Origin of the sequence: Cupriavidus sp. NPDC089707 (genome assembly GCF_044748965.1) — a bacterium.
Taxonomy (GTDB): domain Bacteria; phylum Pseudomonadota; class Gammaproteobacteria; order Burkholderiales; family Burkholderiaceae; genus Cupriavidus.
Map to the genome: position 1 here is coordinate 14,817 of NZ_JBIVHB010000020.1, position 25,618 is coordinate 40,434.

At 65.2% G+C, this 25,618-nt stretch carries 23 protein-coding genes; 5 read left to right on the plus strand and 18 right to left on the minus strand.

Features of this window, described 5'->3' with window-relative positions; translation table 11 throughout:
* Positions 1-32 precede the first annotated feature (32 nt).
* The 7 genes from oxc to ACIP1U_RS25045 form a co-directional block, all read right to left on the minus strand.
* The gene (oxc, locus tag ACIP1U_RS25015) at positions 33-1,772 is read right to left on the minus strand and encodes an oxalyl-CoA decarboxylase (RefSeq protein WP_400320774.1); all 1,740 of its coding nucleotides are present in this window, start codon (positions 1,770-1,772) and stop codon (positions 33-35) included.
* Positions 1,773-2,499: 727 nt separating this feature from the next.
* Positions 2,500-3,897 carry a Re/Si-specific NAD(P)(+) transhydrogenase subunit beta gene (gene pntB / locus ACIP1U_RS25020; RefSeq protein WP_400320776.1) on the minus strand — a complete coding sequence of 466 codons (1,398 nt, stop codon included), beginning with the start codon at positions 3,895-3,897 and terminating at the stop codon, positions 2,500-2,502.
* Between the two features lie 25 nt (positions 3,898-3,922).
* Positions 3,923-5,488 carry a Re/Si-specific NAD(P)(+) transhydrogenase subunit alpha gene (locus ACIP1U_RS25025; RefSeq protein WP_400320778.1) on the minus strand — a complete coding sequence of 522 codons (1,566 nt, stop codon included), beginning with the start codon at positions 5,486-5,488 and terminating at the stop codon, positions 3,923-3,925.
* Between the two features lie 44 nt (positions 5,489-5,532).
* Positions 5,533-6,315 carry a fumarylacetoacetate hydrolase family protein gene (locus tag ACIP1U_RS25030; RefSeq protein ID WP_400320781.1) on the minus strand — a complete coding sequence of 261 codons (783 nt, stop codon included), beginning with the start codon at positions 6,313-6,315 and terminating at the stop codon, positions 5,533-5,535.
* 169 nt (positions 6,316-6,484) lie between these two features.
* Positions 6,485-7,717: a formyl-CoA transferase gene (gene frc / locus ACIP1U_RS25035; protein ID WP_400320784.1), complete on the minus strand. Its 1,233-nt coding sequence runs from the start codon at positions 7,715-7,717 to the stop codon at positions 6,485-6,487.
* A 313-nt stretch (positions 7,718-8,030) separates the two neighbouring features.
* Entirely contained in the window at positions 8,031-8,750 is a 720-nt protein-coding gene (locus ACIP1U_RS25040; RefSeq protein ID WP_400320787.1) for a GntR family transcriptional regulator, read from the minus strand.
* A gap of 282 nt (positions 8,751-9,032) precedes the next feature.
* On the minus strand, positions 9,033-10,010 hold the full coding sequence (locus ACIP1U_RS25045; RefSeq protein ID WP_400320790.1) for a 2-dehydropantoate 2-reductase: 978 nt from the start codon (positions 10,008-10,010) through the stop codon (positions 9,033-9,035).
* A gap of 184 nt (positions 10,011-10,194) precedes the next feature.
* On the opposite strand from ACIP1U_RS25045, the gene ACIP1U_RS25050 reads away from it, so the two are divergent.
* The 3 genes from ACIP1U_RS25050 (at position 10,195) to ACIP1U_RS25060 (ending at position 13,512) form a co-directional block, all read left to right on the plus strand.
* Positions 10,195-10,950 carry a TerC family protein gene (locus tag ACIP1U_RS25050; RefSeq protein WP_400320793.1) on the plus strand — a complete coding sequence of 252 codons (756 nt, stop codon included), beginning with the start codon at positions 10,195-10,197 and terminating at the stop codon, positions 10,948-10,950.
* A gap of 130 nt (positions 10,951-11,080) precedes the next feature.
* On the plus strand, positions 11,081-12,682 hold the full coding sequence (locus ACIP1U_RS25055) for a glucan biosynthesis protein (RefSeq protein ID WP_400320796.1): 1,602 nt from the start codon (positions 11,081-11,083) through the stop codon (positions 12,680-12,682).
* 137 nt (positions 12,683-12,819) lie between these two features.
* Positions 12,820-13,512 carry a GntR family transcriptional regulator gene (locus tag ACIP1U_RS25060; RefSeq protein WP_029047007.1) on the plus strand — a complete coding sequence of 231 codons (693 nt, stop codon included), beginning with the start codon at positions 12,820-12,822 and terminating at the stop codon, positions 13,510-13,512.
* Between the two features lie 19 nt (positions 13,513-13,531).
* Here the strand turns inward: ACIP1U_RS25060 and ACIP1U_RS25065 are convergent, their stop codons facing one another.
* The 7 genes from ACIP1U_RS25065 to ACIP1U_RS25095 all read right to left on the minus strand — a co-directional run bounded on the left by ACIP1U_RS25065 (position 13,532) and on the right by ACIP1U_RS25095 (position 19,678).
* Positions 13,532-14,413, minus strand: a complete 882-nt coding sequence (locus ACIP1U_RS25065; RefSeq protein WP_400320799.1) for an EamA family transporter — start codon at positions 14,411-14,413, stop codon at positions 13,532-13,534.
* 235 nt (positions 14,414-14,648) lie between these two features.
* Positions 14,649-14,834 carry a hypothetical protein gene (locus ACIP1U_RS25070; protein ID WP_135702917.1) on the minus strand — a complete coding sequence of 62 codons (186 nt, stop codon included), beginning with the start codon at positions 14,832-14,834 and terminating at the stop codon, positions 14,649-14,651.
* 191 nt (positions 14,835-15,025) lie between these two features.
* Positions 15,026-15,952 (minus strand): SMP-30/gluconolactonase/LRE family protein, encoded by a 927-nt coding sequence (locus tag ACIP1U_RS25075; protein WP_400320802.1) that lies wholly within the window; start codon positions 15,950-15,952, stop codon positions 15,026-15,028.
* A 52-nt stretch (positions 15,953-16,004) separates the two neighbouring features.
* Positions 16,005-16,985, minus strand: coding sequence for a Bug family tripartite tricarboxylate transporter substrate binding protein (locus ACIP1U_RS25080; protein WP_400320805.1), 981 nt, complete (start codon positions 16,983-16,985; stop codon positions 16,005-16,007).
* A 41-nt stretch (positions 16,986-17,026) separates the two neighbouring features.
* Positions 17,027-17,971: an NAD(P)-dependent oxidoreductase gene (locus tag ACIP1U_RS25085; protein ID WP_400320808.1), complete on the minus strand. Its 945-nt coding sequence runs from the start codon at positions 17,969-17,971 to the stop codon at positions 17,027-17,029.
* Positions 17,971-18,654 carry an RraA family protein gene (locus ACIP1U_RS25090; protein WP_400320811.1) on the minus strand — a complete coding sequence of 228 codons (684 nt, stop codon included), beginning with the start codon at positions 18,652-18,654 and terminating at the stop codon, positions 17,971-17,973. Before ACIP1U_RS25090 ends, ACIP1U_RS25085 begins: the two co-directional genes overlap by 1 nt.
* Before the next feature lie 46 nt (positions 18,655-18,700).
* Positions 18,701-19,678 (minus strand): Bug family tripartite tricarboxylate transporter substrate binding protein, encoded by a 978-nt coding sequence (locus tag ACIP1U_RS25095; protein ID WP_400320813.1) that lies wholly within the window; start codon positions 19,676-19,678, stop codon positions 18,701-18,703.
* Between the two features lie 96 nt (positions 19,679-19,774).
* On the opposite strand from ACIP1U_RS25095, the gene ACIP1U_RS25100 reads away from it, so the two are divergent.
* On the plus strand, positions 19,775-20,545 hold the full coding sequence (locus tag ACIP1U_RS25100; protein WP_400320816.1) for an IclR family transcriptional regulator: 771 nt from the start codon (positions 19,775-19,777) through the stop codon (positions 20,543-20,545).
* Positions 20,546-20,547: 2 nt separating this feature from the next.
* Here the strand turns inward: ACIP1U_RS25100 and ACIP1U_RS25105 are convergent, their stop codons facing one another.
* The 4 genes from ACIP1U_RS25105 to ACIP1U_RS25120 all read right to left on the minus strand — a co-directional run bounded on the left by ACIP1U_RS25105 (position 20,548) and on the right by ACIP1U_RS25120 (position 25,441).
* Positions 20,548-22,839, minus strand: coding sequence for a molybdopterin cofactor-binding domain-containing protein (locus tag ACIP1U_RS25105; protein WP_400320818.1), 2,292 nt, complete (start codon positions 22,837-22,839; stop codon positions 20,548-20,550).
* Positions 22,840-22,909: 70 nt separating this feature from the next.
* Positions 22,910-23,908 (minus strand): FAD binding domain-containing protein, encoded by a 999-nt coding sequence (locus ACIP1U_RS25110; protein WP_400320821.1) that lies wholly within the window; start codon positions 23,906-23,908, stop codon positions 22,910-22,912.
* Positions 23,905-24,561: a 2Fe-2S iron-sulfur cluster-binding protein gene (locus ACIP1U_RS25115; protein ID WP_400320824.1), complete on the minus strand. Its 657-nt coding sequence runs from the start codon at positions 24,559-24,561 to the stop codon at positions 23,905-23,907. The genes ACIP1U_RS25110 and ACIP1U_RS25115 overlap by 4 nt, the downstream gene beginning before the upstream one ends.
* A 133-nt stretch (positions 24,562-24,694) precedes the next feature.
* Positions 24,695-25,441: a helix-turn-helix domain-containing protein gene (locus ACIP1U_RS25120; RefSeq protein WP_400320827.1), complete on the minus strand. Its 747-nt coding sequence runs from the start codon at positions 25,439-25,441 to the stop codon at positions 24,695-24,697.
* Positions 25,442-25,465: 24 nt separating this feature from the next.
* Between ACIP1U_RS25120 and ACIP1U_RS25125 the strand changes: the two genes are divergently transcribed.
* Entirely contained in the window at positions 25,466-25,600 is a 135-nt protein-coding gene (locus ACIP1U_RS25125; protein WP_400320830.1) for a hypothetical protein, read from the plus strand.
* Positions 25,601-25,618: the final 18 nt, after the last annotated feature.

The window sequence follows — 25,618 nt, forward strand, 5'->3', positions numbered from 1 at the left end:
CCTATTGGATTAGGGGGTGAAATTCGGGTCGATTACTTCTTGGCCGAGCTTTGCGGATTCAGATTGGTCAGGCGACCGCTTTCGGTGCCAGCAGCCGGGTCGATGACGGCATTGACCAGCGTGGGCTTGCCCGACCGCAGGGCTTCGTTCACCGCGGCTTCGAGTTCCGCCGGTGTGGTGACGTTGGCACCGACACCACCGAACGCTTCCATCATCTTGTCGTAGCGCGCGCCGGGAACGAACGTCGTGACCGCCGGATCCTTGCCGCCGGTCGGATTCACGTCGATGCCCTTGTAGACGCCGTTGTTGTTGAAAATGACGATGCAGACCGGCAGGTTGTAACGACAGATCGTCTCGACTTCCATGCCCGAGAAACCAAACGCACTGTCACCGCACAACGCCAGCACCGGCTTGCTGGTCTCGACCGCCGCGGCGACCGCGTAGCCCATGCCCACGCCCATCACGCCCCAGGTGCCCACGTCCAGTCGCTTGCGCGGCTCGTACATGTCGATCACGGCACGGGCGTAGTCCAGCGTGTTAGCGCCTTCGTTGACGAACGAGATGCCCGGGTTGGCCTTGACGACATCCTTCAGTACGCCCAGCGCGCCGTGGAAGTTCATCGGCGACGCATCCCTGGCCTTGACCAGGGTCTCGGCCATCTTCGCCAGGTTCGTGTCCCTGCGGTCAGCCACCGCGTTCAGCCACTCGGCGCCCGGCTTGGCAAAGTCGTTGCCGATCTTGTCGAGCAACGCCGACACGCACGAACCAATGTCACCCACTACCGGAGCGGCGATGGCGACGTTGCTGTCCATCTCGGTCGCCGCGATGTCGATCTGGATGAATTGCTTCGGCTTGCCCCAGGTCTTGCCCTTGCCGTGCGACAGCAGCCAGTTCAGGCGGGCGCCGACCAGCAACACCACGTCGGCTTCAGCCAGCACATACGAGCGTGCGGCCGAGGCCGATTGCGGGTGCGTATCGGGCAGCAGGCCCTTGGCCATCGACATCGGCAGGTACGGAATGCCCGTCTTCTCGACCAGCGTGCGGATATCCGCTTCGGCGCGCGCGTACGCGGCACCCTTGCCCAGCAGGATCAACGGACGCTTGGCGTTCTTCAGCAGCGCGACGGCACGGTCGATCGAGTCCGGTGCAGGCAGTTGCCGCGGGGCCGGATCCACCACCTTGATCAGCGACTTGCGGCCCTTCTCGGCTTCCATCGACTGGCCCAGCAGCTTGGCCGGCAGGTCCAGGTACACACCGCCCGGACGGCCCGACACGGCGGCACGAATGGCACGCGCGATACCGACACCAATGTCTTCAGCGTGCAGCACGCGGAAGGCAGCCTTGGCGTGCGGACGGGCGATGGCCAGCTGGTCCATCTCTTCGTAGTCACCCTGCTGCAAATCGACGATCTCGCGCTCGCTCGAGCCGCTGATCAGGATCATCGGGAAGCAGTTGGTGGTCGCATGCGCCAGTGCCGTCAGCCCGTTCAGGAAGCCGGGCGCAGACACGGTCAGGCAAACGCCCGGCTTTTGCGTGAGAAAGCCGGCAATCGCAGCTGCGTTGCCTGCGTTCTGCTCGTGACGGAAGCTGATGACGCGCATGCCGTTGGCCTGCGCCAGCCGAGCCAGATCGGTGACCGGAATGCCGGGCAGGCCGTAGATGTTTTCGATGCCGTTCAGCTTTAGCGCGTCGATGACCAGATGAAAACCATCGGTTTGTGCCTGATGTTCTTCCGCGGCGTGACGCTGCAGCTCGTTTCCAACTTCTGCCATGGTTGCTTCCTTCTATACGAATTGACTGGGGTTGGATTTCTTCTACTTCAGGGTGTCTTCCGCGGTGGTGTCTCGGCCCGCTTCGCTACGACTTTGGACATGCTTGGTCTCCTCTTGGACTCGTGTTCGTGATGCGCGGGGGCTGTCCCCTTGCTTCAACCTCTGCCGGTTCGTTCGACCGGTCTTGATGACATACGGTATGTGATATATCAGATAACGGCAAGCTATTTTCCTACTCTGCGACGAACTTTCGTCAGTGCACCGCAGCAAATCGGTTTCTATCTCCGGTCAAATCAGCGTAACTCCTTAATCTGTGCAATTCATTCCTCTTTTGCAGAGATTCAGGAGTTCCATCCGCCAGCTAAACGCGCTTCGGTGCTCAGCCAATAGATATATTACATACCAAATTTTCAGGCACTTTGAGGCCCCTCAGAAATGCCTTGCGAGGTTCTCATGCCTGCCCGCAGGCGCTTTCGCCTGACGGCCTGGCGCAAGCGCCAGCCTCCAAAAACTTCAATGCATCAGTGCCCAGCCTAATCACTGTGCCTGGCCTTTACGGCACATGAATCCTTGGATTGATGCTAACTGAAGCTTAATTAGTCTTGGCTTAAAGTTTTTTTATCGTATCTATTCATGACCGCTTATATATCGCGGAACTGTCATGAAATTCGGGTGCAGGGATGCCATCGTGGACCACCTGTTGCATCCCGCCCCCCTTGGAAAACCCCTACGCCGGCGTTTCCTCCAGTTGCCGCAGCAACGCATCGACACTGCCCTTGGCATCGCCGAACCACATCCGCGTGTTGTCCTTGTAGAACAGCGGGTTGTCGACCCCCGCGTAGCCCGCCGCCATGCTGCGCTTGGACACCACCACGGTCTTGGCCTTCCACACCTCCAGTACCGGCATGCCGGCAATCGGACTGGCGGGGTCCTCCAGCGCACCGGGGTTGACGATGTCATTGGCGCCGACCACCAGCACCACGTCGGCCCTCTCGAAGTCGTCGTTGATCTCTTCCATTTCCAGCACGATGTCGTACGGTACGCGCGCCTCGGCCAGCAGCACGTTCATGTGCCCCGGCAAGCGGCCAGCCACCGGGTGGATGCCGAAGCGGACGTTGACGCCCTGCGCACGCAACCGCCGCGCGATCTCGCTGATGGTGCCCTGCGCCTGCGCCACCGCCATGCCGTAGCCCGGCACGATGATGACCTCGTTGGCATCCTTGAGCAGGCTGCTGACTTCCTCGCTCGACACCGGCAGCACCTCGCCCTGCTCCGCCGCAGCGCCCTGCGCCTGCACCGCGCCAAAGCCGCCCAGGATCACCGACAGGAACTTGCGGTTCATCGCCTTGCACATGATGTAGCTGAGGATGGCGCCGCTTGATCCCACCAGCGCTCCGGTGATGATCAGCAGATCGTTGCCCAGCATGAAGCCGGTTGCAGCCGCCGCCCAGCCGGAGTAGCTGTTCAGCATCGACACCACCACCGGCATGTCGGCACCGCCGATGGCCAGCACCAGGTGCGCGCCGACCAGCAGCGCGATCACCGTCATCGCGGCCAGCGGCACCAGCCCCTGCTGCGGATCCGGCGCGCTGAGGAAGGCATAGCCCAGCCACACGCACACCACCAGCGCGCCGGCGTTGAGCACGTGGCGACCCGGCAGCAGCATCGGCTTGCCGCCCATGGTGCCCTGCAGCTTGAGGAAGGCGATGATCGACCCGGTAAAGGTGACCGCGCCGATCAGGATGCCAAGGTAGGTCTCGACCTCATGGATCGCCTTCTCCGCGCCGGCCAGCGTGGTCGGTTCGAGGTAGTTGGCGTAGCCGACCAGTACCGCGGCCAGGCCGACGAAGCTGTGCAGCACCGCCACCAGCTGCGGCATCTGCGTCATCTCCACGCGCTTGGCCAGCACCGCGCCGGCGATGCCGCCCACCAGCATCGCGCCGATGATGATGGCGGCGCCATCGGGCGTGCCGGCCAGCACGGTGGTCACCACCGCGATCACCATGCCGGCGATGCCGAACAGGTTGCCGCGTTTGGCGGTGGCAGGATGGCTCAGCCCGCTCAGGCTGAGGATGAACAGCGCGCTGGCGCCAAGGTAAGCGATATTGCTGATTCCGGAAGGCATGGCTCGATCTCCTTTGCCCTTGTGTTCAGTCGCGCTGGAACATCTTCAGCATGCGCTGCGTAACCAGGAAGCCGCCGGCGATATTGATGGTCGCAACCAGCACCGCGCAGCCCGCGATCACCGCCGTCAGCAACGACGGCTTGCCCAGTTGCACCAGCGCCCCCACCACGATGATCCCGCTGATGGCATTGGTCACGCTCATCAGCGGCGTATGCAGCGCGGCGGTGACGTTCCACACCACCTGGTAGCCAACGAAGATCGCCAGCACGAATACGGTGAAGTGCGCCATGAAGGCGGGCGGCGCCACCGCCCCGAGGGCCAGCAAGCCGATCGCCGCCACCGCGAGCACGGCGAGCGTCACGCCGGTGCGGTTCGGCGGCGGGGCGGCTTCCGCCTGCACCGGTGGCGACGCGGCGGCGGGCGCCTGCTGCTGCGGTATCGCCACCGTCAGCGGCGGCGGCGGCCAGGTCACCACGCCCTGGTGCTGCACCGTGGCGCCGCGGATCATCTCGTCGTCCATGTTGACCACGAGCTGCCCGTCCTTGCCCGGCGTCAGCTCGGTCAGCAGGTGGCGGATATTGGTGGCGTAGAGCTGGCTCGACTGCGCCGCCATCCGGCTCGGCAGGTCGGTATAGCCGATGATCGTCACGCCGTCGCGGCGCACGCTTTCGCCCGGCACGGTGAGCACGCAGTTACCGCCCTGCTCGGCGGCCAGGTCCACCACCACGCTGCCAGAGCGCATGAGCCCGACGGTCTCGGGTTCCAGCAGCTTCGGTGCCGGCTTGCCCGGGATCAGCGCGGTGGTGATGATGATGTCCACCTCGCGCGCCTGCTCCGCGAAGAGGCGCATCTCCGCCTCGATGAAGGCGGGGCTCATCTCCTTGGCATAGCCGCCGCTGCCGCTGCCGTCCTCTTCGATCTCGACGGTCAGGAACTCGGCGCCGAGGCTCTCGATCTGCTGGCGCACCACCGGCCGCGTATCGAAGGCCCGCACCACCGCGCCCAGGCTGCGCGCCGCGCCGATCGCCGCCAGCCCCGCCACGCCCGCGCCGATCACCAGCACGCGCGCCGGCGGGATCTTGCCCGCGGCCGTGATCTGGCCGGCAAAGGGCCTGCCGAAGGCATGCGCGGCTTCGATCACCGCGCGGTAGCCCGCCATATTGGCCATCGAGCTGAGCGCATCCAGCTTCTGCGCGCGCGAGATGCGCGGCACGCAGTCCATTGCCAGCACCGTGGCGCCGCGCTGCGCCAGCCGCTCCAGCAGCGCCATCTGCTGCGCCGGCCAGACAAAGCCGATCAGCGTGGCATGCTTTTTCAGCAGCGCCGCCTCTTCCACGCCCAGGCTGGGGTGGACCTGCGGCGGGCGCACCTTGACCACCACGTCGACCGACGCCCACAGGCTCGCCGCATCGACGATGGCGGCACCGGCCGCGCGGTAGTCATCGTCCGAGAACGAAGCCTCCCGGCCCGCGCCGGTTTCTACCGCAACCTGGTAGCCGAGCTTGAGCAGTTCCTTGACCGAGTCCGGGGTAGCGGCAACGCGCCGCTCGCCCGGATGGACCTCGCGGGGCACACCGATCGTCATTGGCATGGCATTCACCGTCATCGAGTTTGGTTGGGTTGGTTTGGTCGCGCTCAGCCACGCACGTGGTTGACCAGCGAGCCGATGCCCGCGATCGACACCTCCACCACGGCGCCGTCCTTCATCGACCCCACGCCCAGCGAGGTGCCGACCGCAATCACGTCGCCGGGCATCAGCGTCAGGTCCTGCGAGATGCGGCTGACCTGCTCTTCCGGCGAGAAGATCATGTCCGACAGCGGGTAGTTCTGCCGCTCCACGCCGTCGAGCCGCGTCACCACGCTGGCGGCACGCCAGTCAAAACCGGTGACGATGGCCGGGCCGATGCAGCCGAACGTGTCAAAGCCCTTGGCGCGCGTCCATTGCGGAAAATTGGGATCGGCGGTGATCAGCTCGGCCGCGGTCACGTCGTTGACGATCGTGTAGCCAAAGATGTGGGCGCCGGCCTCCGCCACCGACACGTTGCGTGCCTTCTTGCCAATGACGATGCCAAGCTCGCCCTCGTAGACGATCTTGCCTTCGTAGCTCTTCGGGCGCTGCACGGCGTCGTTGGGGCCGGCCAGCGACGATGCGGGCTTGATCAGGAACAGCGGGTGCGTGGGCACCGGTTTTTCCAGTTTGCGGGCGAGCGCATGGAAGTTGTTCCACAGCGCCACGACCTTGCCGGGCTCGCAGGGCGCGACCAGCGTCAGCGCGGCGAGTTCGTGCACGGCGCCGGTGGGTGCGGGATGACTGAAGCCGTCGCGATCGTATTCGACCACGCGATTTTGGTCGGGGCCGTCGAGGCGGCCGTGGCCGATGCTGCCGTCGGCGCGGCGAAAGCGTATCCAGGTTTGCACGGCAATACTCCTTGCGCAGGCAAAGGCGGGCCCTGCCTGCGCCGATATCGGTTGCAGGATTTGATCGCGGAAGAATGAGGAATGTCGGCAGGGGCCGGCCTGCCGCGCTCGTCGCCCTCGCCGTTGCGGAGACGACGGGCGCCGGCAAGCGCCCCTCAGGCCAGGTGCGTCATACCGCCCCGGCCAGCTTCATCGCCGAGATCTGCGCGGGCGTGCGGCCCAGCCATTCGAGGATTTCGTCGGTATGCTCGCCCAGCAGCGGCGAGCGCTCCACCTGCACTGGAGACGCCGACATCGTGATCGGGCAACCCAGCTGCACGTAGTTGCCGCGCTGCGGATGCTCCAGTTCGACCAGATAGCCGCGCTGGTACAGCGACTGGTCCTCGATCAGGTCCTTCATCGACAGGATCGGGCCGCACGGTACATCCACCTCGTTGAGCGCGGCCATCACCTCGAACTTGCTGACCTTGCTGGTCCATTTCTCGATCACGGCGAAGCAGTCGGCCAGGTGCTTGAGGCGTGCTTCCGGGGTGGCGTAGTCCGGGTCGGTGATCAGGTCCTCGCGGCCGCACAGGCGCATCAGCGGCTCCCAGCCCTGCGGCTGGATGATGACGTAAACATAGTCGTTGGGGCCGCCCGGCGCGCAGCGCAGCGCCGCGCCCGGCTGGCCGCCGCCCGAGGCATTGCCGGCGCGCGGCACGTGGTCGCCGAATTGCTCGTTCGGGTATTCGCGCAGCGGGCCGTTGTCCAGGCGCTGCTGGTCGCGCAGCTTGACGCGGCACAGGTTCAGCACCGCATCCTGCATCGCCACCTCCACGCGCTGGCCGCGGCCGGTGTGCTCGCGCTGCAGCAGCGCGGCCAGGATGCCGACCACGCAATGGATGCCGGTGCCCGAGTCGCCGATCTGCGCGCCGGTCACGGTCGGCACGCCCTCGGCATCGCCGGTGGTCGAGGCCGAGCCGCCCATGCACTGCGCCACGTTCTCATACGCCTTGCAGTCGGCATAGGGCCCCGGGCCGAAGCCCTTGATCGAGGCATAGACCAGCCGCGGGTTCAGGTCCTGCAGGTGCTCCCAGTCGAAGCCGGCACGCGCCAGCACGCCGGGCCCGAAATTCTCGATCAGCACATCGCTGCGCTGGACCAGGTCTTCGAGCAGCGCCTTGCCTTCGGGCGTCTTCATGTTGAGCGTCAGGCTGCGCTTGTTGGAGTTGAGCATGGTGAAGTACAGGCTGTCGGCGTTGGGCACGTCGCGCAGCTGGCCGCGGGTAATGTCGCCGCGGCCGGGCATCTCCACCTTGATCACGTCCGCACCCAGCCACGCCATCAACTGCGTGGCCGAGGGGCCTGCCTGGACGTGGGTCATGTCCAGGATGCGCACACCTTGCAGTGCCTTGGTTTCCATTGCGAAAGTCTCCTCGGGCGATGGTTTTTTACTTTTAGATGGATTCAATGCTGATTTTGTCTCTTCTGATGACATACGGTATGTGATATATCATAAGAGAGCAAGGGAAGTTTGGTGAATGCTGCAGAAATATCGACGATGCGGCGCAGCATAAGCGGAGAATGAGGCGCTTGATGCAAACCGTGCCTCAGGCACTAGCGCTGAATTCCCACATTGATATATCACATACCATCTGGCGAAATGGGGCACACGTCAAGCATCAAACAAAAACGGCGGACCGAAGTCCGCCGTTTGTTGCCCTGCCCCGCCCGCCTCAGTCGAGGAAGTCGCAGTGTTTCTCCACGTAGTCCGCGAGGTCCAGCGAGTGCTGCCGTACCAGCCGCTCGGCCAGCTCGGTATCGCGCTTTTCCAGCGCTTCGATAATACGCAGGTGATCCACGATCGACCTGGCCGCCCGGTCGCTCTGCGAGATCGTCATCTTCCGGATGGCGCGCACGTGGATAAAGATATTGCGGATCGTGTCCATGATGATCTGCGACCTGGACAGCTGCACAATCGCCTGGTGGAACGCGATATTGGCGTCGGAATACTCTTCGATATGTTCTGCCGGCGTGGAATCGCGGAAGCTGTCGAACATGCGGCGCAGCTGGGCGATTTCCTGGTCGCTGGCATTCTGCGTGGCCAGCCGCGCGGCCATGCTCTCCAGCGCCGCCCACATCTGGATCATCTCGACAATCTCGCGCTTGGTCTTGCGCATGATGTAGATGCCCCGGCGCGGCACGGTGCGCAGGAAGCCTTCCTGCTCGAGCAGCGTCATGGCTTCGCGGATCGGCGTGCGGCTGACGCCCATGGCTTCGCTCAGCACCCTTTCGTCGAGCCGGATCTCGTCGTGCGACTGGTAGATGTCGGCGTCGGCGATGGCCTGCCGCAGCATGGCGTAGGCCTGGTCGCGCAGGCTGGCGCCGGCGTTGATCGGTTGCACGGACAAGGTCAGCCCGTTGGGCTGGACGATGGATTGTGGTTGCGCAGACATGGAATATGCTCGTGTGAGACCCGCGGCGCGGCGGCCGGGATGGCTGCCCGCCACATTTCCGCACAGCTTAGCAAAACGCCCGACTCATTACGAAAATGCATCAAGCAATACGTTGCGATCATGCATCGGCACCGTCAGCGTGCGGTCTGTCGTATATGGTATATCACAATCGTCTTGCCATTTCTTGCCCAAAAGCGGGCCAGTCGCAACATTGGCGCCGCCCGCTCTCGCAGCGGGAGGGCCAAACCCGTGGCCTCTCCCGTCATCCACCCCCGCCGGCGGCTACGCCGCAAGCTTCGCCATCGAGTCGCGCTGTTTGATCAAACCCAGCACGGCATTGCACATCGGCGTCGGCTGCCCGACCAGCCGGCCCATTTCCTGCACCACGGTGAGCAGTGGATCGATTTCCATGGCCCGCCCCGCCTCCAGGTCCTGCAACATCGAGGTCTTGTGCGCGCCCACCGCACCCGCGCCGTCGATGCGCCGCTCCACATCGACGCGGAACTTGACCCCGAAGCGCTCGGCAATGCCCTGCGCCTCCACCATCATCTGGCGTGACAGCGCGCGCGTGGCCGGGTCAGAGGTAATGACATCGAGCGTGGCATGGGTCAACGCGCTGATCGGGTTGAAGCAAAGGTTGCCCCACAGCTTCAGCCAGATTTCGTCGCGGATGTTGTCGCGCACCGGCGCCTCGAGGTCGGCCGCCATCATCAGTTCGCTGAGCCGGGTCACACGGGTCGAACGGCTGCCGTCCGGCTCGCCGAGCGGAAACTTCTTGCCATACACATGCTTGATCACGCCGGGCGCAACAATCTCGGCGGCGGGATAGACCACGCAGCCAATCGCCCGCTCGGGGCCGAAGCCGCGCCATTGCCGGCCGGCCGGATCGACGCTTTCCAGCGTCGATCCGGCCAGCTCGCCACCGTGCTTGTAGAAATACCAGTAAGGAATGCCATTGACGCCGGTCACGATCGCGGTTTCCGGCCCCAGCAGCGGCTGGATCAGGTCGACCACGCCGGGCACCGAGTGCGCCTTCAGCGTAATGAAGACATAGTCCTGCGGCCCCAGTTCGCGCGGATCGCTGGTGCAGCGCACCCGCGCCGCACGTTCCTCGCCGTCGATCAGCAGCCGGACCCCGTGTTCCTGCATCGCCGCCAGGTGCGGGCCGCGCGCGACGAAGCTGACATCGGCCCCCGCGCGCGCAAGCTGCGCCCCGACATAGCCGCCGATGGCGCCTGCGCCGTAGATACACACTTTCATTTGCTGTCTCCTTGATGGCTCGAATTGGATCTTTTGATATATCACATACTATATTCCACTTAGATGCAAAACAACCTTTATCTTTGCGGACACATTTGGGCAAGCGGCGCTGCGCTAACATGTTGCCTCGTGCGCCTGGAACGATGCCCGGGCGCCGGTTGCTGACTGACACCGGAGCCCATTCATGGAATCGTCGCTGGCATTGCTGCAGGATCCCGCCGCTTGGGCGGCGCTGGCCACCTTGGTGGCCATGGAAATCGTGCTGGGGATCGATAACCTGATCTTCATTTCGATCCTGACCAACAAGCTGCCCATAGAGATGCGCGAAAAGGCGCGCAAGATCGGCATCACGCTGGCGCTGCTGATGCGACTTGGCTTGCTGGCCACCATCGCCATCATCGTCAAGCTGACCGAACCGGTCTTCACGATCCTTGGCCAGGGGCTGTCGTGGCGCGACATCATCCTCATCGCCGGCGGTGCCTTCCTGGTGTGGAAGGCCACCCGCGAAATCCATCACCACGTCACCGTGGACCAGGAAGGCGAAGACAATGGCACCGGCAAGGTGGTGCACAGCTTTGCTGCCGCGATCGGCCAGATCCTGCTGCTGGACCTGGTGTTCTCGATCGACAGCATCATTACGGCGGTCGGCATGACCGAGCATGTCCAGATCATGTTCGTCGCGGTGATCGCCGCGGTGTTGGCGATGCTGTTCGCCGCCACGCCGCTGGCGAACTTCATCAACCGCAACCCGACCATCGTGATGCTGGCGCTGGCATTCCTGATGATGATCGGCATGACGCTGGTCGCCGAAGGGCTCGGCCATCATGTGCCCAAGGGCTATATCTATACGGCGATGGCGTTCTCGGCCGCGGTGGAAGGGCTGAACATGCTGGCGCGGCAGCGGCGCCAGGCGCGTCGCGCGCGCGGCGAGCCCCATTGAGCGCAGTGGCGCCACGATGTGACGCATGTGCCGCCGCAGGCTGTAACAGACGGTGTCCGAACTTTTCCCGGGAAACGCCGTCTTTTAGAGTTCTGCTCAACTCACGGACAAGAAAGGACGCTTTCGCCATATGATGAACCGCCGAACCCTGCTGGTCTCCGCCACCGCCTCCGCTGCCCTGGCCGCGCTGGGCATTACCCCATCGGTGCTGGCAGCCAGCCGGATCAAGCTCGGCGACGCCCAGCCGTTCGGCTTCGACGCCCTGATCGAGCGGGCGCGCGCCCTGGCTGCCAAGCCTTATGCCCCGCCGCCCTCGCCGCCTGCCGACGTGCTGTCACGCATCGACTACGATGCCCATGGCAAGATCCGATTCCGCACCGACGATGCGCTGTTTGCCAAGGGTCCGGGCCAGTTCCCGGTCACCTTCTTCCATCTCGGCACTTTCTTCCGCACCCCGGTGCGCATGCATGTGATCGAGCGCGGCAAGGACGGCGCCGGCCGCGCCCGCGAGATCGTCTATGACGATGCCTACTTCGACATGCCGGCCGACAGCCCCGCGCACAAGTTGCCGCCTGGCAGCGGCTTCGCCGGCTTCCGTTTCCAGGAAAGCCGCCTTGGCGACCAGAAGACGCGCGACTGGCGCAAGAACGACTGGGTCGCCTTCCTGGGCGCCTCTTACTTCCGCGCCATCGGCGACCTGTACCAGTACGGCCTGTCGGCGCGCGGCATCGCCATCGACGTGGCCGAGGCAGGAAAGTCCGAGGAATTCCCTGCCTTCACCCATTTCTGGTTCGAGACCCCGGAAGGCAACGGCGATACCGTCACGGTCTACGCCCTGCTCGACGGCCCCAGCATCTCCGGCGCCTACCGCTTCGTGATGCAGCGCGCCAAGGCCGTGATCATGGACGTGGAATGCGCGCTGTTCCTGCGCAAGGACGTAGCGCGGCTTGGACTGGCGCCACTGACCTCGATGTACTGGTTCTCGGAAAGCATCAAGGGCATCACCGACTGGCGTCCTGAAGTCCACGACTCCGACGGCCTCGCTATCTGGAACGGCGCCGGCGAGCATATCTGGCGCCCGCTCAATAACCCGCCCCAGACCACGGCATCGGCATTCTCCGACGACAATCCCAAGGGTTTCGGCCTGCTGCAGCGCGACCGCCTGTTCGACCACTACCAGGACGGCGTCAACTACGAACGCCGTCCGAGCCTGTGGGTCGAGCCGCGCGACGGCTGGGGCGCCGGTGCCGTGCAACTGGTCGAGCTGCGCACCGACGACGAGATCCACGACAATATCGTCGCCATGTGGGTCCCCAAGGCGCCCGCCAAGGCCGGCGCCACCTACCGCCTGCGCTATCGCCTGCACTGGCAGGCCGACGAACCGAACCCGTCGCCGCTGGCGCGCTGCGTGGCCACGCGCCTGGGCAACGGCGGTCAGCCCGGGCAGCCGCGGCCCAAGGGCGTGCGCAAGTTCATGGTCGAGTTCAAGGGCGCGCCGCTGGAAAAGCTGCCGTTCGGCGTCAAGCCCGAAGCGGTGCTGACCGCTTCGCGCGGCACCTTCTCCTACGTCTTCACCGAAGCCGTGCCCAACAACGTGCCCGGCCACTGGCGCGCCCAGTTCGACCTGGCCACCGACGGCAAGGGGCCGGTCGACATCCGCCTGTTCCTGCGCCTGAACGGCAAGCCGCTGTCCGAGACGTGGCTGTACCAGTACCACCCGCCCCAGGCTTAGACCCCATTTCACAATGAAGAAGGGGCGGGTTCAAGCCAGGCGCCGCTTTGCAGGATATTGCGACGCCGTGATGTCAGGCGCGCTTGAGCGGGTATGATGGCTGGCTACGACAGTCAAACCGCACCAGCCAGCCTCACATGATTTCTCAAGAGTTTGCCGGTGCCGCCGACGGCGGCCAGGCTGCATCGCTCCCGCGCTCGGAGCGCGCCTACCAGCAACTGCGCGCCGCCATCCAGGCGGGACAGCTATCTCCCGGTACCCGGCTGCGCGAAGTAGAACTGGCGGAATCGCTGGGGTTGTCGCGCACGCCGGTGCGCGAAGCCCTGTCGCGGCTGGAGTCGGAAGGCCTGGTGGTCAACGAGCCCAACCGGGGCATGATGGTGACCCAGCTCGACGCCAGCATGGTCAGCGAGCTGTATGTGATGCGCGAGGTGCTGGAAGGCACTGCCGCGGCACTGGCCGCGCGCCATGCCACCGATGTGGAGATTTCGCTGCTGCGCGATATCGTCGAACGCGACCTGGCATTCGCCGACGATCCGGACCGGCTGGCGCAGAACAACCGGCTGTTCCACGAAACCCTGCACCGCTGCGCCCACAATCGCTATCTGCTGAAGAACCTGCGGTCGCTGCACGAATCGATGGCGCTGCTGGGGCGCACCACGCTGGCAGTGCCCGGCCGCGCGCGCAGCTCCTATGAAGAGCACACCGCCCTGGTCGAAGCCCTGGAAAAGCGGGATCCGGCGCAGGCCGAGCAGATCGCCCGGCGCCATATCCAGCAGGCCTACAAGGTGAGGCTGTCGCTTTGGATCCAGGAACAGTCGGGCAGCTGAGCCTCCGGGCTTGAGGGTGTCAGGCAGCCGCCTGCGCCGTGCGCAGCGTGCCGACGCTCAGCACGGCCAGCGCCAGCAGAATCAAGACCACCGCATACAGGGTCTGCGGCGCGATCAGCTCCCCACCCAGCCAGGCGCCCATCGCCAGTGCCACCGGCGGATTGACGTAGACATAGCTCGCCGACAGCGTCTGGCTGACCGTGGCCACCAGGTACATATAGGCAGAGAACGCCACCAGCGAACCCGCCACCACCAGGTAGACCCAGGCCCAGCCGGCCTGCGCGCTGATTGACGACAGCGACGCCGGCCACGGCTCTTGCCGCAGCGCCGAAAGCCCCATCAGCACCACACCGCCGATCAGCATCTCCGCGGCAAAGGCCGCCGCACCCTGCGGCAGTTCGAGCCGGCGCACCAGTTGCGAGCCGAACGACCAGCTTGCCACCGCCAGCATCAGCGCCACCACGCCGCCCGTGCTGACGCGGAATTCCGCTCCGGCGGTCAGCACCAGGATGCCCGCGCTGCCGATCGCAATCGCCAAATACTCGTACCACTTCGGTCGCTGGCCGAAGCAGGCTGCCCAGATCAGCGCAAAGATCGGCATCGAGCCGATCATGACCGTCGTCGCGCCCGACGAGATGGTCTGCTCGGCAATCGCGGTCAATCCCATGCCGCCTACCAGCAGGAACAGCGCCGGCACCGCGCAGTTGCGCAGCAGCCGCCACGACGGCATCGGCGTGCCGCGCCACGCCAGCCAGGCGGTCAGCAGCAGGCCCGCGCAGAGAAAGCGCGTACCCGTCATGAACAGCGGCGGAAAGCTCTCCAGCGTAAAGCGGATCGCCAGGTAGGTCGTACCCCAGACCACGTAAGTGATCAGCAGGCACACGATGACAAGCGGGGGCATGGTCGCGGACGGTTCTGCAAAGGCATCCAAGATAGCCTCCGGCTGCGCCGCGACAAAATGAAAAGGTCTGGCAAGCCTTGTCAAAGTTGCTCACAAGGCATATCCGCCTGCATGGGATCAATGAGCAGGCAAAACAAAACCGGCCGCCGTCTTGCCCGTGGCGGGCGCGCGTCTGGCCGGTTCTACAACGCAGCCACCAAGGGCCGCGGGTACTGCAATACCGCTGGGAAACTGCTTAGCCGTTGGCGTAGACCACCTTGGCCTTGCGGGCTTGCGACTGCAGGCGGGCGATGACTTCCTGCACTGCGGCGATGGCGCGCTTGGCGTCGTGCACGAAGCCCAGGCTTTGCTTGCCGAGCTCACGCTCGATGAGGTCACGTTCCAGTTGATCGGTCAGCTTGATGTCGGATTGGGTGTTCATGGCTTCCTTCCTTTAGGGGTTACCCTTATGGGGTTTTCCCGAATTGTAGCAAAGGAATTGTCGCATTGCAGCATTAGGTGATAGTACGTATGCGGGAAAGCAACGAACCAAAGTGAGAAATGGCGCTCTCGACACGCCATACCATTAGTTGCCGAGGCCAGTCCTCCAATAAGTGCGCCCTCGTGCCCGGCTCACCTCACCAAGCAGCCTGACTTCACGCCGGACACCGACATGCCAATTTGGAGAATCTCGCCAGCAGTGGAATCGGTAACGTAAAGCGTGCTTCGATCCGCTCCGCCAAAGGCAACGTTCGTCAGCGAATGCCCGGGAGACCCTCGGATCACCTCGACTGGCTCGGCGCGATGATTGAGCACCCAGACATAGGCAAGTCCCGGATTGGCGACAAGGAGGCGGCCATCGACGTCCATGGCGAGGCCGTCCGGCCCGCTGGGACCATATGACGTAAAGAACTGCCCGACCTTGGATACGCTGCCGTCCTCCTGCAAGGGCATGCGCCACACGCAGTTGCCCCGGGTGACGGCGACGAACAGGAAGCGCTCGTCTGGCGACAGCACGATGCCGTTCGGGCTTGGCACATTGTCGAGCAGCAGTTCGAGCCGCCCTGCCCGGGTCAGGCGATACACCCGGCCGCTGGGGTCATGCAAACCCGTTTGACCCTGATCGGTGAAGTAGATGTTGCCCTGCGAATCCAACGTCAGGTCGTTGACGCCCTTGAAGCTTTCGGTATTACGGCGTGACAGGTACGGCCGGACACTGCCGGCGCGCAGGTCGACTTCCATCAGCCCGTTGCGGTAGTCCGTGACCAGCACCAACAGACTCCCCGGATCCAGGAACTTCATTCCATTGGGCTCGCCGTCCCATTCGGCAACCAAATCCCAATCGCCCTTCTGGTCGATCCTGAAGATCCGGCCATTGGGGATATCGGTGACGTACAGGTTGCCGGCATCGTCGACGACCGGTCCTTCCAGGAAGGAATCGATCTCGCGACCGCCCTGGTTCGCCCTGGACCATTCGCTTCGCCGCGGATGGCGATAGCGCGCAGGAAGGCTGGAATACGACGCTGCCTCGCGGATGACCGGTGAATTCAGTAAGAACATGTCTCGACACCTGTTGTTCGCTGTTGTTTGTCTTTTAGCGGCGGTGCGCCCATTACTGCTTCTGAAACCCCGTACCACGGGCAACCTTCCCCCAGAATGCGGTCCTGCCGGCCATTTCGGTCCTGAACGCTCCGGCATCCCAATAGCCCGGCTCGGCACCGATACTCTCAGCATAAGCCTGCATGTCTGGCGTGGCCATGGCCTTGCCGACCTCCTTCTGCATGCGGTCGAGCACGTCGGCGGGCGTGCCCTTGGGCGCCCACAAGCCGGTGAAATTGGTGACACCGTAGCCCTTGACACCAGCCTCGGCAAAAGTGGGCACGCTGGCCAGCGCGGGCAGGCGTTTCGTGCCGCTGACCGCCAGCACCGCCAGCTTGTTGCCCTTGACCTGCCCGATCACGCCCGGAATCGAAGCCATCTGGAAATCGACGGTACCGCTCAGCAGCGCGACGGTTGCTTCGCCGGCGCCTTTGAATGGCACGTGCATGAAATGCGTTCCGGTGGCCAGGCCAAGGGCTTCGCTGGCGAAATGCGGCGTCGAGCCTGGCCCGCCCGATCCGTAGGAAACCTTGTCGTCGGACTTCGCCGCGGCAATCAGGTCGGCCAGCGTCTTGTACTTTCCGTCAGCCTTGACCACCACGCCCATCGGGGCGAACACGTATGCCGCGACGGGTTGCAGGTCCTTTGCCGGGTCGAAAGGAAGCGACTTGAAGATGTGGGGCAACAGCGCGTAGGTCGTATCGTTGGCGAGCAGCGTGTAGCCATCCGGCGCGGCGCGTGCGACCTGGGCCGAGCCGATCGTTCCGGTCGCGCCGGCCTTGTTCTCGACATAGAAGCTCCGCCCCGTCTGCTCGGAGAGCCGCTGCGCCATCTTGCGGGTGACTGCGTCCACGGCGCCGCCAGGCGGGTAAGGAACGATGATCTTGACCGGCTTGGCTGGCCAACCCTGGGCTTGCACCGCCATCGACATGGCGGCGAGCACGGCAATTGCCAGCGCACGGAGCAGCGAAGCTCCGACGTGCTTGTGTTTCATGTTGTCTCCATTCAGCGAACGTTCTTATCGGGGTACTGGGGCTAGTGCTGTCCAAGCGCCGGCTCGGCCAGCTTGTCCAGAACCGCCAGGATATTGTTCGCCGCTGCGACACCCATATTGACGTAGGCCGCACTGGTCACGCCACCGATATGCGGGCTGAGCACGAAGCCCGGCTGTCCCTGGAAACTATGCGGCACCTGCATCGGCTCGCGCGCAAAACTATCCAGGCCGGCAGCAGCCACGTGGCCCGAGCGGACGACTTCCAGCAGCGCCGCTTCGTCAATCAGCCCGCCGCGCGCGGTGTTGATAAGGATCACGCCACGCTTGCACCGTGCCAGTGTGCCGGCATTGACCATTTCCCTGTTCTCGGCCGTCAACGGGCATTGCAGCGAGATGACATCCGAGCCGTCCCAAATGCTTTCCAGCGGGACAGCCTCGATATAGTCCGGCAGGTCCGCGGCAAACGGATCGAAGCCGATCACCCGCATGCCGATGGCATCGCACATTCTGGCGAACCGTCGCCCGATCGCGCCGAGGCCAATGAGGCCGATGGTGAGGCCGTTCAATTCCAGGCTCTTGTGCGTGGCTTTGTCCCAGTGGCCGGCATGCATGCGCGCATCCAGTTGCACCACCGACTTGGCGCACGCAAGCATCAGCGCCAGCGCGTGTTCCGCCACGGCAGCGGCGTTTGCCCCGGCGGCGGCGGTCACCTTGATACCACGCGCCTCGGCTGCGGCCTTGTCGATGGTGTCGGTGCCGGTGCCGTGTTTCGAAATCACGCGCAAGGCGGGGGCGGCGTCCATGACTTCTGCCGTCACGCAGCCGTAGCGCACGATGATGCCGACAGGGTTGTGCTTCGCCGCCAGTGCGACCAGGTCGGCGGTCTGGGGCGTCTTCCCGGCGAATACAACCTCATAGCCACCGAGCAGCGCGAGGGCTTCCGGTGCCAGGTCCGCACCCGTGACGATAATGACCGGCCGCTTCATCACAATGCTTCCCCCACCTTGAGGACGCCGGCGGTCACCAGCGATGCCAGCAGCCAGGGCGCGGTGGTGTTGCCCTCCTTGATCTGGGCAATGCGCGCGGCTTCAGCCTCTTCCTTCTTCGCCGCGGCATCGAGCAGGGCTTCGATCTTCTCGCGCTCCACCACGACCAGGCCATCGGCATCGCCACAGATATAGTCGCCCGGGTTCACCGTCACGCCCCCGACGGAAATGGGATGTCCGATGCGGCCGCCGACTTCCTTGGTCGGCCCATTGGGATTCGTGCCCACCGAAAAGACCGGGAACTGCATGTCGTCCAGCTCAAGGCTGTCCCGGACCGCGCCGTCGATGACGACACCGGCAAGGCCACGCTGGCGGGCGGCATGCATCATGATGGTTCCCATCAGCGCCGAGGTCTGGTCGCCCTTGCCGTCCACGACCAGCACATCGCCCGGCTGCGCAAGCGCCAGTGCCGCATGGATCATCAGGTTGTCGCCCGGACGGACTTCCACGGTGAATGCCGGGCCGGCGACTTTCATGGTCGGACGCAAGGCCTTGATCCGGCCGTGCAAGGCGCCGCGCCGTCCGCCGACATCCGACAGGATCGCAGGCTGGAATCTGGCGGCACGGGCGACGATGTCGGCGGGCACGCGATCGAACGATTTGATGATGTTGGGCAAAGTCATGGAGAGCTCCAGCAATTTGAGAGGGATAGGTGGATACGCGGGTCGGTCAATCCAGCTTCGTGCCGGAGGTCTTGATGACCGCGGCCCAGCGTCCGATGTCCTGTTTGATCAGCGCCGTGAATGCGTCGGGCGTGCCACCCAGCACCGACGCGCCTTGTTCGTTCAGCTTCCTGGCGAGCGCCGGGGACTGGAGCGCCTTGTTGAACTCGGTATTCAGGCGCACGACGATTTCTTTCGGTGTCGCGGCAGGCGCGACGAAGCCGAACCAGGTCGCCGTCTCGAAGCCGGGATAGCCCGACTCGGCAACGGTCGGCACCTGGGGCAAGTCTGGCAAGCGCTTCCCTGACGTCACCGCAAGCGGCCGCAGCTTGTTGTTCTTGATATGCCCTAGCAGCGTCGGCACGGACGCCATGTACAGGTCGACCTGCCCGCCCATCAGGTCGTTGACCGCCTGTGCGGCGCCCTTGTACGGCACATGGGTGAACTTCACTTTCGCGGTACCTTGCAGTTGCTCGCCACCCAGGTGCGCAACGGTGCCATTGCCCGGCGAGGCAAAATTCAACGATCCGGGCTTTGCCCTGGCGGACTGGATCGCGTCCTTCATCGTCTTGTATGGCGAGTTGACGTGCGTCACCAGCACCAGCGGTGCGGACGCCACCAGGCTGATCGGCGCAAGATCCTTCAACGGGTCATAAGGCAGCCGTTCGTACAGCGAGGGATTGATGGCCAGGTTGCTGGTCTGACCCATGGCGATGGTGTAGCCATCGGCGGGCGCCTTGGCCGTTGCGTCCACGCCCAGGTTGCCGCCGGAGCCCGGCTTGTTCTCTACGACAAAGACCCAGCCGGTCGCCTTGGCGACGGTATTGGTCACTTCCCGCGCGATGATGTCGGTGCCTCCGCCGGCGGGAAACGGGACGATGACCCGGATCGGCTTGCCGGGATACTGCGGCGCGGCATGGACAGTGGCGGATGCCATCAGGAGGCCTGCAAGGGCCAGAGCGCCGCGACGGGATATTGCCTTCATGGGTGTCTCCGAATCTGGTTTCGTTGTGATTCGGATTGTGGTGCGTCGTTTCACGGCATACAATGCCGTTTCACACAGTGCACCGCATTTCGTGCCATGAACCCAAAAAGTGACACATATACCGCTTCATCAGGCGATGAAGGCCCAAATGCCGTGATCGCTGTGACGCGCGCCTTGCGCGTGCTGGAAGCCTTTGGAGTCAACGATCCGCAACTGTCGCTGGCCGAATTGAGCCGGCGCACGGGCATCCACAAGACCACGGTGCTGCGGCTGGCCCGCACGCTGGCGGCGGACAACTACCTGGTGCAGAAGGAAGACGGCAGCTGGCGGCTCGGCCGCGCGGCGGGCTGGCTGGGCGCGTGCTACCAGGCAACGTTCAATGTGCAGGAAGTGGTGGAGCCTGTGCTGCGGGAACTGACGATCAAGACCGGTGAAAGCGCTTCGTTCTACGTCCGCGAAGGCCGGCAGCGAACCTGCCTCGTCCGCGTCGAAGGCCCGCAGGCCATCCGCCATCACGTCAGGATCGGCGCGGCACTGCCACTGGACAGCGGCTCGCCCGGCCGGGTCATCCTGGCGTTCTCAGGTGAGCCAGGCGAGCTTTATGAAATGATCCGGCGCCGCGGATTCCACCTGTCGCTCGGCGAGCGCGAGCCGGAAGTCTCCAGCGTCTCCGCACCGGTGTTCGGATTGCACTGGCGCCTGCTGGGTTCGATGTGTATTTCCGGACCGACTTCACGGCTCAGCGAGGAGCGCTTGCTGGAACTGGCGCAGACCGTGGTCGACGCCGCGAACAAGCTGTCGTATGCGATGGCAGGCAGCCAACGGCCTGCCATGCAGATTGAAAAGCCCTCGACCTGGCATCCCTGACGCTATGCACCCTGTTCCGCAGCCTGCAGCCCGGTAAGCAGCTTGTCCAATGTCACCGGGAACTCGCGCACCCGCACCCCGGTGGCGTTGTAAACCGCATTCGCCACCGCTGCTCCCGCGCCGCACACGCCCAGTTCCCCCAGCCCCTTGACGCCCAGCGGGTTGGCATTGAAGTCGGGTTCCTCCAGGAACACCACGTCCATCTGCGCCACATCGACGTTGACCGGCACGTGATATTCGGCAAGATCGTGGTTGATGAAATTGCCGTATCGCGCATCCAGCAGCGTCTGCTCCATCAGGGCCGCGCCGATGCCCCACGCCATACCGCCAAGTATCTGTGAGCGCGCCGTCTTGGGATTCAGGATGCGGCCGGCCCCGATGACAGCCAGCATGCGCCGCATGCGCACTTCACCGGTATCGGCATCGACGGCCACCTCGGCGAAATGCGCGCCATAGGCATGCTGCGAGTACGCTTTGTACGCCTCGTCCATGCCTGCCACCCGGCCTTCCGCCTGCAGTCCGCCGGGCGCGACACGCGGCAGCAGGTCGTCCAGGCGCTGCGTCCGCCCGTTCAAGGTGATTGCGCCATTGGCGAAGCGCACATCCGTGGCGGCGCCTTCGGCCGGCGCCACACCGTCCCGCCCGCGCGCGGCCGATACTATCCGGCGCTTGAGCTGGCCGCAGGCATCAGCAACCGCGGAACCGGAGCTTGCCGCGCCCCAGGACCCGCCAGACCCCGCCGTGCGAGGAAACCGGCTGTCCCCCAGTTCGACCCGCACCCAGTTCAGGGGTACGCCCAGGCTCTCGGCCGCGATCTGCGCCAGGATGGTGTAGGTGCCGGTGCCGATGTCGGTCATATCCAGGCGCACCGTGACGCGCCCGCGAATGTCCATGGCCACCTGCGCCGCCGCGGCGCCGAGGTAGTTCGGCCGTATTGCCGCCGCCATGCCCATGCCCACCAGCCAGCGCCCCTCGCGCACGCTGCGCGGCGCCGCCCGTCGGCGCTGCCAGCCGAAGCGCCCGGCGCCAGTGCGCATGCAGTCCACCAGGTTTCGGGTCGAATAAGGCAGGCCGGTCTCGGGCTCGCGGCCGGGCTCGTTGCGCACGCGCAGTTCGATGGGATCGAGCCCCAGGCGTTCGGCCAGTTCGTCCATGGCGCACTCGAAAGCCTGCATGCCTGGCGCCTCGCCTGGCGAACGCATCCATTCGCCGCGATTCAGGTCCACCGGCACCAGCCGGTGGCGCGTCGTGCGGTGGGGCGCGGCGTACAACGCGCGAGCAAACACCGCGGTCTGCTCGCAGAATTCCTCGAACCGGCAGGTGGCCGACCAGACTTCATAAGCCATCGCCGAGAGCCGGCCGTCGCGGTCCGCGCCCAGGCGTACACGGTGCGACATGGCCGCGCGGTGACCGGCATTGGCGTACATTTGCTGGCGCGTCAGTGCGATCTTCACGGGCCGCCGCAATTCGCGCGCTGCCAGCGCAGCCAGCACGGTGTCGGCATGGACGATCAGCTTGGCACCAAAACCGCCGCCGGTGAAGGGGCTGACGATGCGCACGCGTTCCGGCGGGATACGCAGCGTGGCAGCCAGCCCTGCCTGGAAATTGCTGACGGTCTGCGTCCCGGTATAGACGGTCAGCCCGGCATCCGACCATACCGCCATCGTGGCGTGCGGCTCCATCGGGTTGTGGCTCTGGTACGGCGTGGCGTATGTCACGTCCAGCGCAACAGCGGCCTGGGAAAACGCACTCTCGAAATCTCCCGTCGCGCTGTCGGGCGCAAAACCCGCGTTGGTGCGCGGTGGCTTGTAGGCTTCGGCCAGCCTGGGCGCCAACTCGAATTCACCCTTCGCGGCCTGGTAGCGCACCTGCACCAGCGCGGCGGCGGCGCGCGCCGCTTCGAAGGTCTCCGCCACGACCAGCGCCACCGGCTCGTCGTAATAGCGCACGTGGTCCGATGCCAGGTATGGCCGGGCGCGCGTAAACACGTCGCGCGGTGTGGGCGGTACCGATGGCCCGAACGGCGGCTGCGCCGGCGCGTTGAGATGCGTCATCACATGGAGCACCCCGGGCGCCTGCCGTGCTTGCCGGGTATCGATGGCAAGGATGCGGCCGCGAGCGACCGTGGCGCCCACGATATAGCCGTAAGCCGGCGGCGCGGCGCCGGCCACCCGCTGCTCGTAGGCATAGGTGGCGCGGCCTGTCACCTTCAGCCTGCCGTCAACCCGGTCGACAGGCAAGCCCACCGGAGCGCCCGGTCCCCTGCCAGCACTACCCTGCATATTCGTCGTCATGCTTTCTGTCCCTCTCTATTGCCATCGGGGCAGCCCACTGGCTACCAGCGCATCGGATTACCAGCCTGCGTCATGCCCGCTTCGGGGCGGCCATCGCGGCGGCAGTCAAGGTCTGCCGCAAGGTATGCGCGGCCAGCGGAATCTTGAAATCGTTGCCGCCATGGCCGCGGGCGCCCGCCAGTGCCGCATCAGCGGCCGCCCGCCAGCTTGGCGCTTCCGCCAATTTGCCGGCCAGCACCTGCTCGGCGGCGTCCGCCCGCCAGGGGCGCGGGGCCACGCCGCCCAACGCGATACGCGTCGCCTGCACGCGGCCGTCTCTCAGGTCCAGCACCAGCGCCACCGACACCAGCGCAAACGCATACGAAGCACGGTCGCGCACCTTGCGGTATAGCTGCCGGCCGGGCGGCGGCGGCGGCAGGGTGACCGCGGCGATCATCTCGCCATGCCCGAGCTGGGTTTCGATATGTGGCGTCGCGCCCGGCAAGCGGTGCAGCTCGCGCAAGGCAATGACGCGCCCGCCGCCCCGCGGCAATACGGTGTGCACCTGCGCATCCAGCGCCACCATCGCCACGGCCATGTCCGACGGGTGCACGGCGATGCAGGCATCGCTGGCGCCCAGGATGGCATTCATGCGGTTGTGGCCCTCCATCGCCGCGCAACCGCTGCCGGGCGTGCGCTTGTTGCAGGGCATATGCGGGTCGTAGAAATAGGCGCAGCGCGTACGCTGCAACAGGTTGCCCGCGGTCGAAGCCTTGTTGCGGATCTGCCCCGACGCACCGGCGAGCAGCGCCTGCGACAGCAGCGGATAGCGCGCCCGCACGCGGGGATCGGCCGCCAGATCGCCGTTGCGCACCTGTGCGCCGATGCGCAGCCCGCCCTCCGCCGTCTCGTCGATCGCTGCCAGCGGCAGGCGGCTGAGGTCGACCAGATGGCGCGGCTGCTCGATGCGCAGCTTCATCAGGTCGAGCAGGTTGGTGCCGCCGCCAACAAAGCGAGCGCCGGCCCGGGAGGCCACGGCCTGCACGGCTTGCGCCGGATCTTCCGCGCGTTCGTAGGTGAAGGGGGTCATGAACGTCCTCCTTGCGCAGCGTCGCGGATGGCGGCGACGATGTTCGGATAGGCTGCGCAACGGCACAGGTTGCCGCTCATGCGCTCGCGTATCTCAGCCTCGTCGAGCGGGAACTCACGCGCAGCAACATCACTGCTTGCATGGCTGGGCCAGCCGGCGCGAACCTCGGCCAGCATCCCCACGGCCGAGCAGATCTGCCCGGGCGTACAGTAGCCGCACTGGAAAGCATCGCGCGCGATAAAAGCGGATTGCACCGGATGCAGCGCATCGCCGTCGGCCAGGCCTTCGATGGTGGTGATCTCGTCGCCTTCATGCATGACCGCCAGCGTCAGGCACGCATTGATACGGCGGCCGTTCACAAGCACGGTGCAGGCGCCGCACTGGCCGTGGTCACAGCCCTTCTTGGTGCCAGTCATGGCCAGCTGGTTGCGCAGCGCGTCCAGCAGGGTCGTGCGCACGTCCAGCTCGACCGCGTGTTCCGCGCCATTGATACGCAGCGTGAGCGGCCGCACTGGCACGGCGGCCGCCGGCGCACTCGGGCCCGATGCGGCCTGGCTCGGCCCGGGACCGACTGCGAAGAACACGCCGCTTGCCGCACTGGCCCGCAGCACAGCGCGGCGACCCGGGTTTTGCGGATGGTCTGCCTGATCCATGGTCTGCTCCTGATATGGACAAGGTCTGGCTTGGCCTGGCCTTGCCGCGCGGCGCGACAGACTTCCCCCGCGGAAGCCGTCACAGCCAGCCCTGGCAGTATGTCGGACGCTGCGGCAGCGCTTCTTTCAGATATCAGGAGGAAATATCAGAATCCTGGCCCATGTGCGTCTGATCCATTTGCGTCCGATAGCTGCGGGGCGTCGTGCCGGTCAGGCGTTGAAAGGTGGACGTGAAATGGCTCTGGCTGGAAAAACCCAACTCCAGCGCGAGGGCGCTGATCGGCATCGGACTGCTGCGCAGCAGGCATTGCGCGCGCCGCACGCGCCGCGCGATGACGTAGGCATGTGGCCCCATTCCCGTTTCCGCCTTGAAGCGGCGCGCGAAGGTGTCCACCGGCATGCCGGCCACGCCAGCCAGGTCGCTCAGTGAAAGCGACGTGTCCAGCCGCGCGTCGATGTAGTCTGTCACGCGCGCCAGCAACCGTTTGCCCAGCCCCGGCATGCGGCGCACCGGTGCCGCCGGCATGGCGCCGGCGATGCGCAGCGACACCAGCGCGACCAGGTGCTCAAGGTAGACGGCTTCCGGAACACGGCCCGCGGCCATCTCCGCGCTGAGCGATTTCAGCAATGCCTGGACCACGGCGTCGGCCGTGTCGTTGATGCGCATGGACAATTGCGCCAACCGGTCGCAGCCCGGCAGGTTCAGCGCGGGATCGATCCATAGCGCCGTATACACCAGGTCAGCGTCGCGGAAATGGCCGCTGCGCTCGGCGTGAGCGGGCACAAAACTAAGCGTCCCCGGCCTGTCGCGCCCGTCGTGCATCACACGGCCTTCGCTGGAAACACAGGTGCGCCCGGTCGTCCCGGACTCGGTCAGCACGATCAGGTGGCGCGGAGCACTCCAATGGAATTCCGCCTCGCCGCAGACCCAATGGCGATGGTCGAGGACCAGGCCGCCATCGAGCAACGAAGTCGTGCACGCGGCAGCAGTCCTGGCCTGGCGGGCCTGCAGTCGGCCGTGGCCGATGGCAGGGGTTAGCGTCATCATTGCTCCTCA

Excerpts from the sequence above, each read along its gene's own strand:
- oxc (WP_400320774.1), bottom strand. The coding sequence starts at position 1,772 with ATGGCAGAAGTTGGAAACGAGCTGCAGCGTCACGCCGCGGAAGAACAT.
- pntB (WP_400320776.1), bottom strand. The coding sequence starts at position 3,897 with ATGCCTTCCGGAATCAGCAATATCGCTTACCTTGGCGCCAGCGCGCTG.
- ACIP1U_RS25025 (WP_400320778.1), bottom strand. The coding sequence starts at position 5,488 with ATGCCAATGACGATCGGTGTGCCCCGCGAGGTCCATCCGGGCGAGCGG.
- frc (WP_400320784.1), bottom strand. The coding sequence starts at position 7,717 with ATGGAAACCAAGGCACTGCAAGGTGTGCGCATCCTGGACATGACCCAC.
- ACIP1U_RS25040 (WP_400320787.1), bottom strand. The coding sequence starts at position 8,750 with ATGTCTGCGCAACCACAATCCATCGTCCAGCCCAACGGGCTGACCTTG.
- ACIP1U_RS25045 (WP_400320790.1), bottom strand. The coding sequence starts at position 10,010 with ATGAAAGTGTGTATCTACGGCGCAGGCGCCATCGGCGGCTATGTCGGG.
- ACIP1U_RS25050 (WP_400320793.1), top strand. The coding sequence starts at position 10,195 with ATGGAATCGTCGCTGGCATTGCTGCAGGATCCCGCCGCTTGGGCGGCG.
- ACIP1U_RS25055 (WP_400320796.1), top strand. The coding sequence starts at position 11,081 with ATGATGAACCGCCGAACCCTGCTGGTCTCCGCCACCGCCTCCGCTGCC.
- ACIP1U_RS25060 (WP_029047007.1), top strand. The coding sequence starts at position 12,820 with ATGATTTCTCAAGAGTTTGCCGGTGCCGCCGACGGCGGCCAGGCTGCA.
- ACIP1U_RS25065 (WP_400320799.1), bottom strand. The coding sequence starts at position 14,413 with ATGCCCCCGCTTGTCATCGTGTGCCTGCTGATCACTTACGTGGTCTGG.
- ACIP1U_RS25070 (WP_135702917.1), bottom strand. The coding sequence starts at position 14,834 with ATGAACACCCAATCCGACATCAAGCTGACCGATCAACTGGAACGTGAC.
- ACIP1U_RS25075 (WP_400320802.1), bottom strand. The coding sequence starts at position 15,952 with ATGTTCTTACTGAATTCACCGGTCATCCGCGAGGCAGCGTCGTATTCC.
- ACIP1U_RS25080 (WP_400320805.1), bottom strand. The coding sequence starts at position 16,985 with ATGAAACACAAGCACGTCGGAGCTTCGCTGCTCCGTGCGCTGGCAATT.
- ACIP1U_RS25085 (WP_400320808.1), bottom strand. The coding sequence starts at position 17,971 with ATGAAGCGGCCGGTCATTATCGTCACGGGTGCGGACCTGGCACCGGAA.
- ACIP1U_RS25090 (WP_400320811.1), bottom strand. The coding sequence starts at position 18,654 with ATGACTTTGCCCAACATCATCAAATCGTTCGATCGCGTGCCCGCCGAC.
- ACIP1U_RS25095 (WP_400320813.1), bottom strand. The coding sequence starts at position 19,678 with ATGAAGGCAATATCCCGTCGCGGCGCTCTGGCCCTTGCAGGCCTCCTG.
- ACIP1U_RS25100 (WP_400320816.1), top strand. The coding sequence starts at position 19,775 with ATGAACCCAAAAAGTGACACATATACCGCTTCATCAGGCGATGAAGGC.
- ACIP1U_RS25105 (WP_400320818.1), bottom strand. The coding sequence starts at position 22,839 with ATGACGACGAATATGCAGGGTAGTGCTGGCAGGGGACCGGGCGCTCCG.
- ACIP1U_RS25110 (WP_400320821.1), bottom strand. The coding sequence starts at position 23,908 with ATGACCCCCTTCACCTACGAACGCGCGGAAGATCCGGCGCAAGCCGTG.
- ACIP1U_RS25115 (WP_400320824.1), bottom strand. The coding sequence starts at position 24,561 with ATGGATCAGGCAGACCATCCGCAAAACCCGGGTCGCCGCGCTGTGCTG.
- ACIP1U_RS25125 (WP_400320830.1), top strand. The coding sequence starts at position 25,466 with ATGGAATTCCGCCTCGCCGCAGACCCAATGGCGATGGTCGAGGACCAG.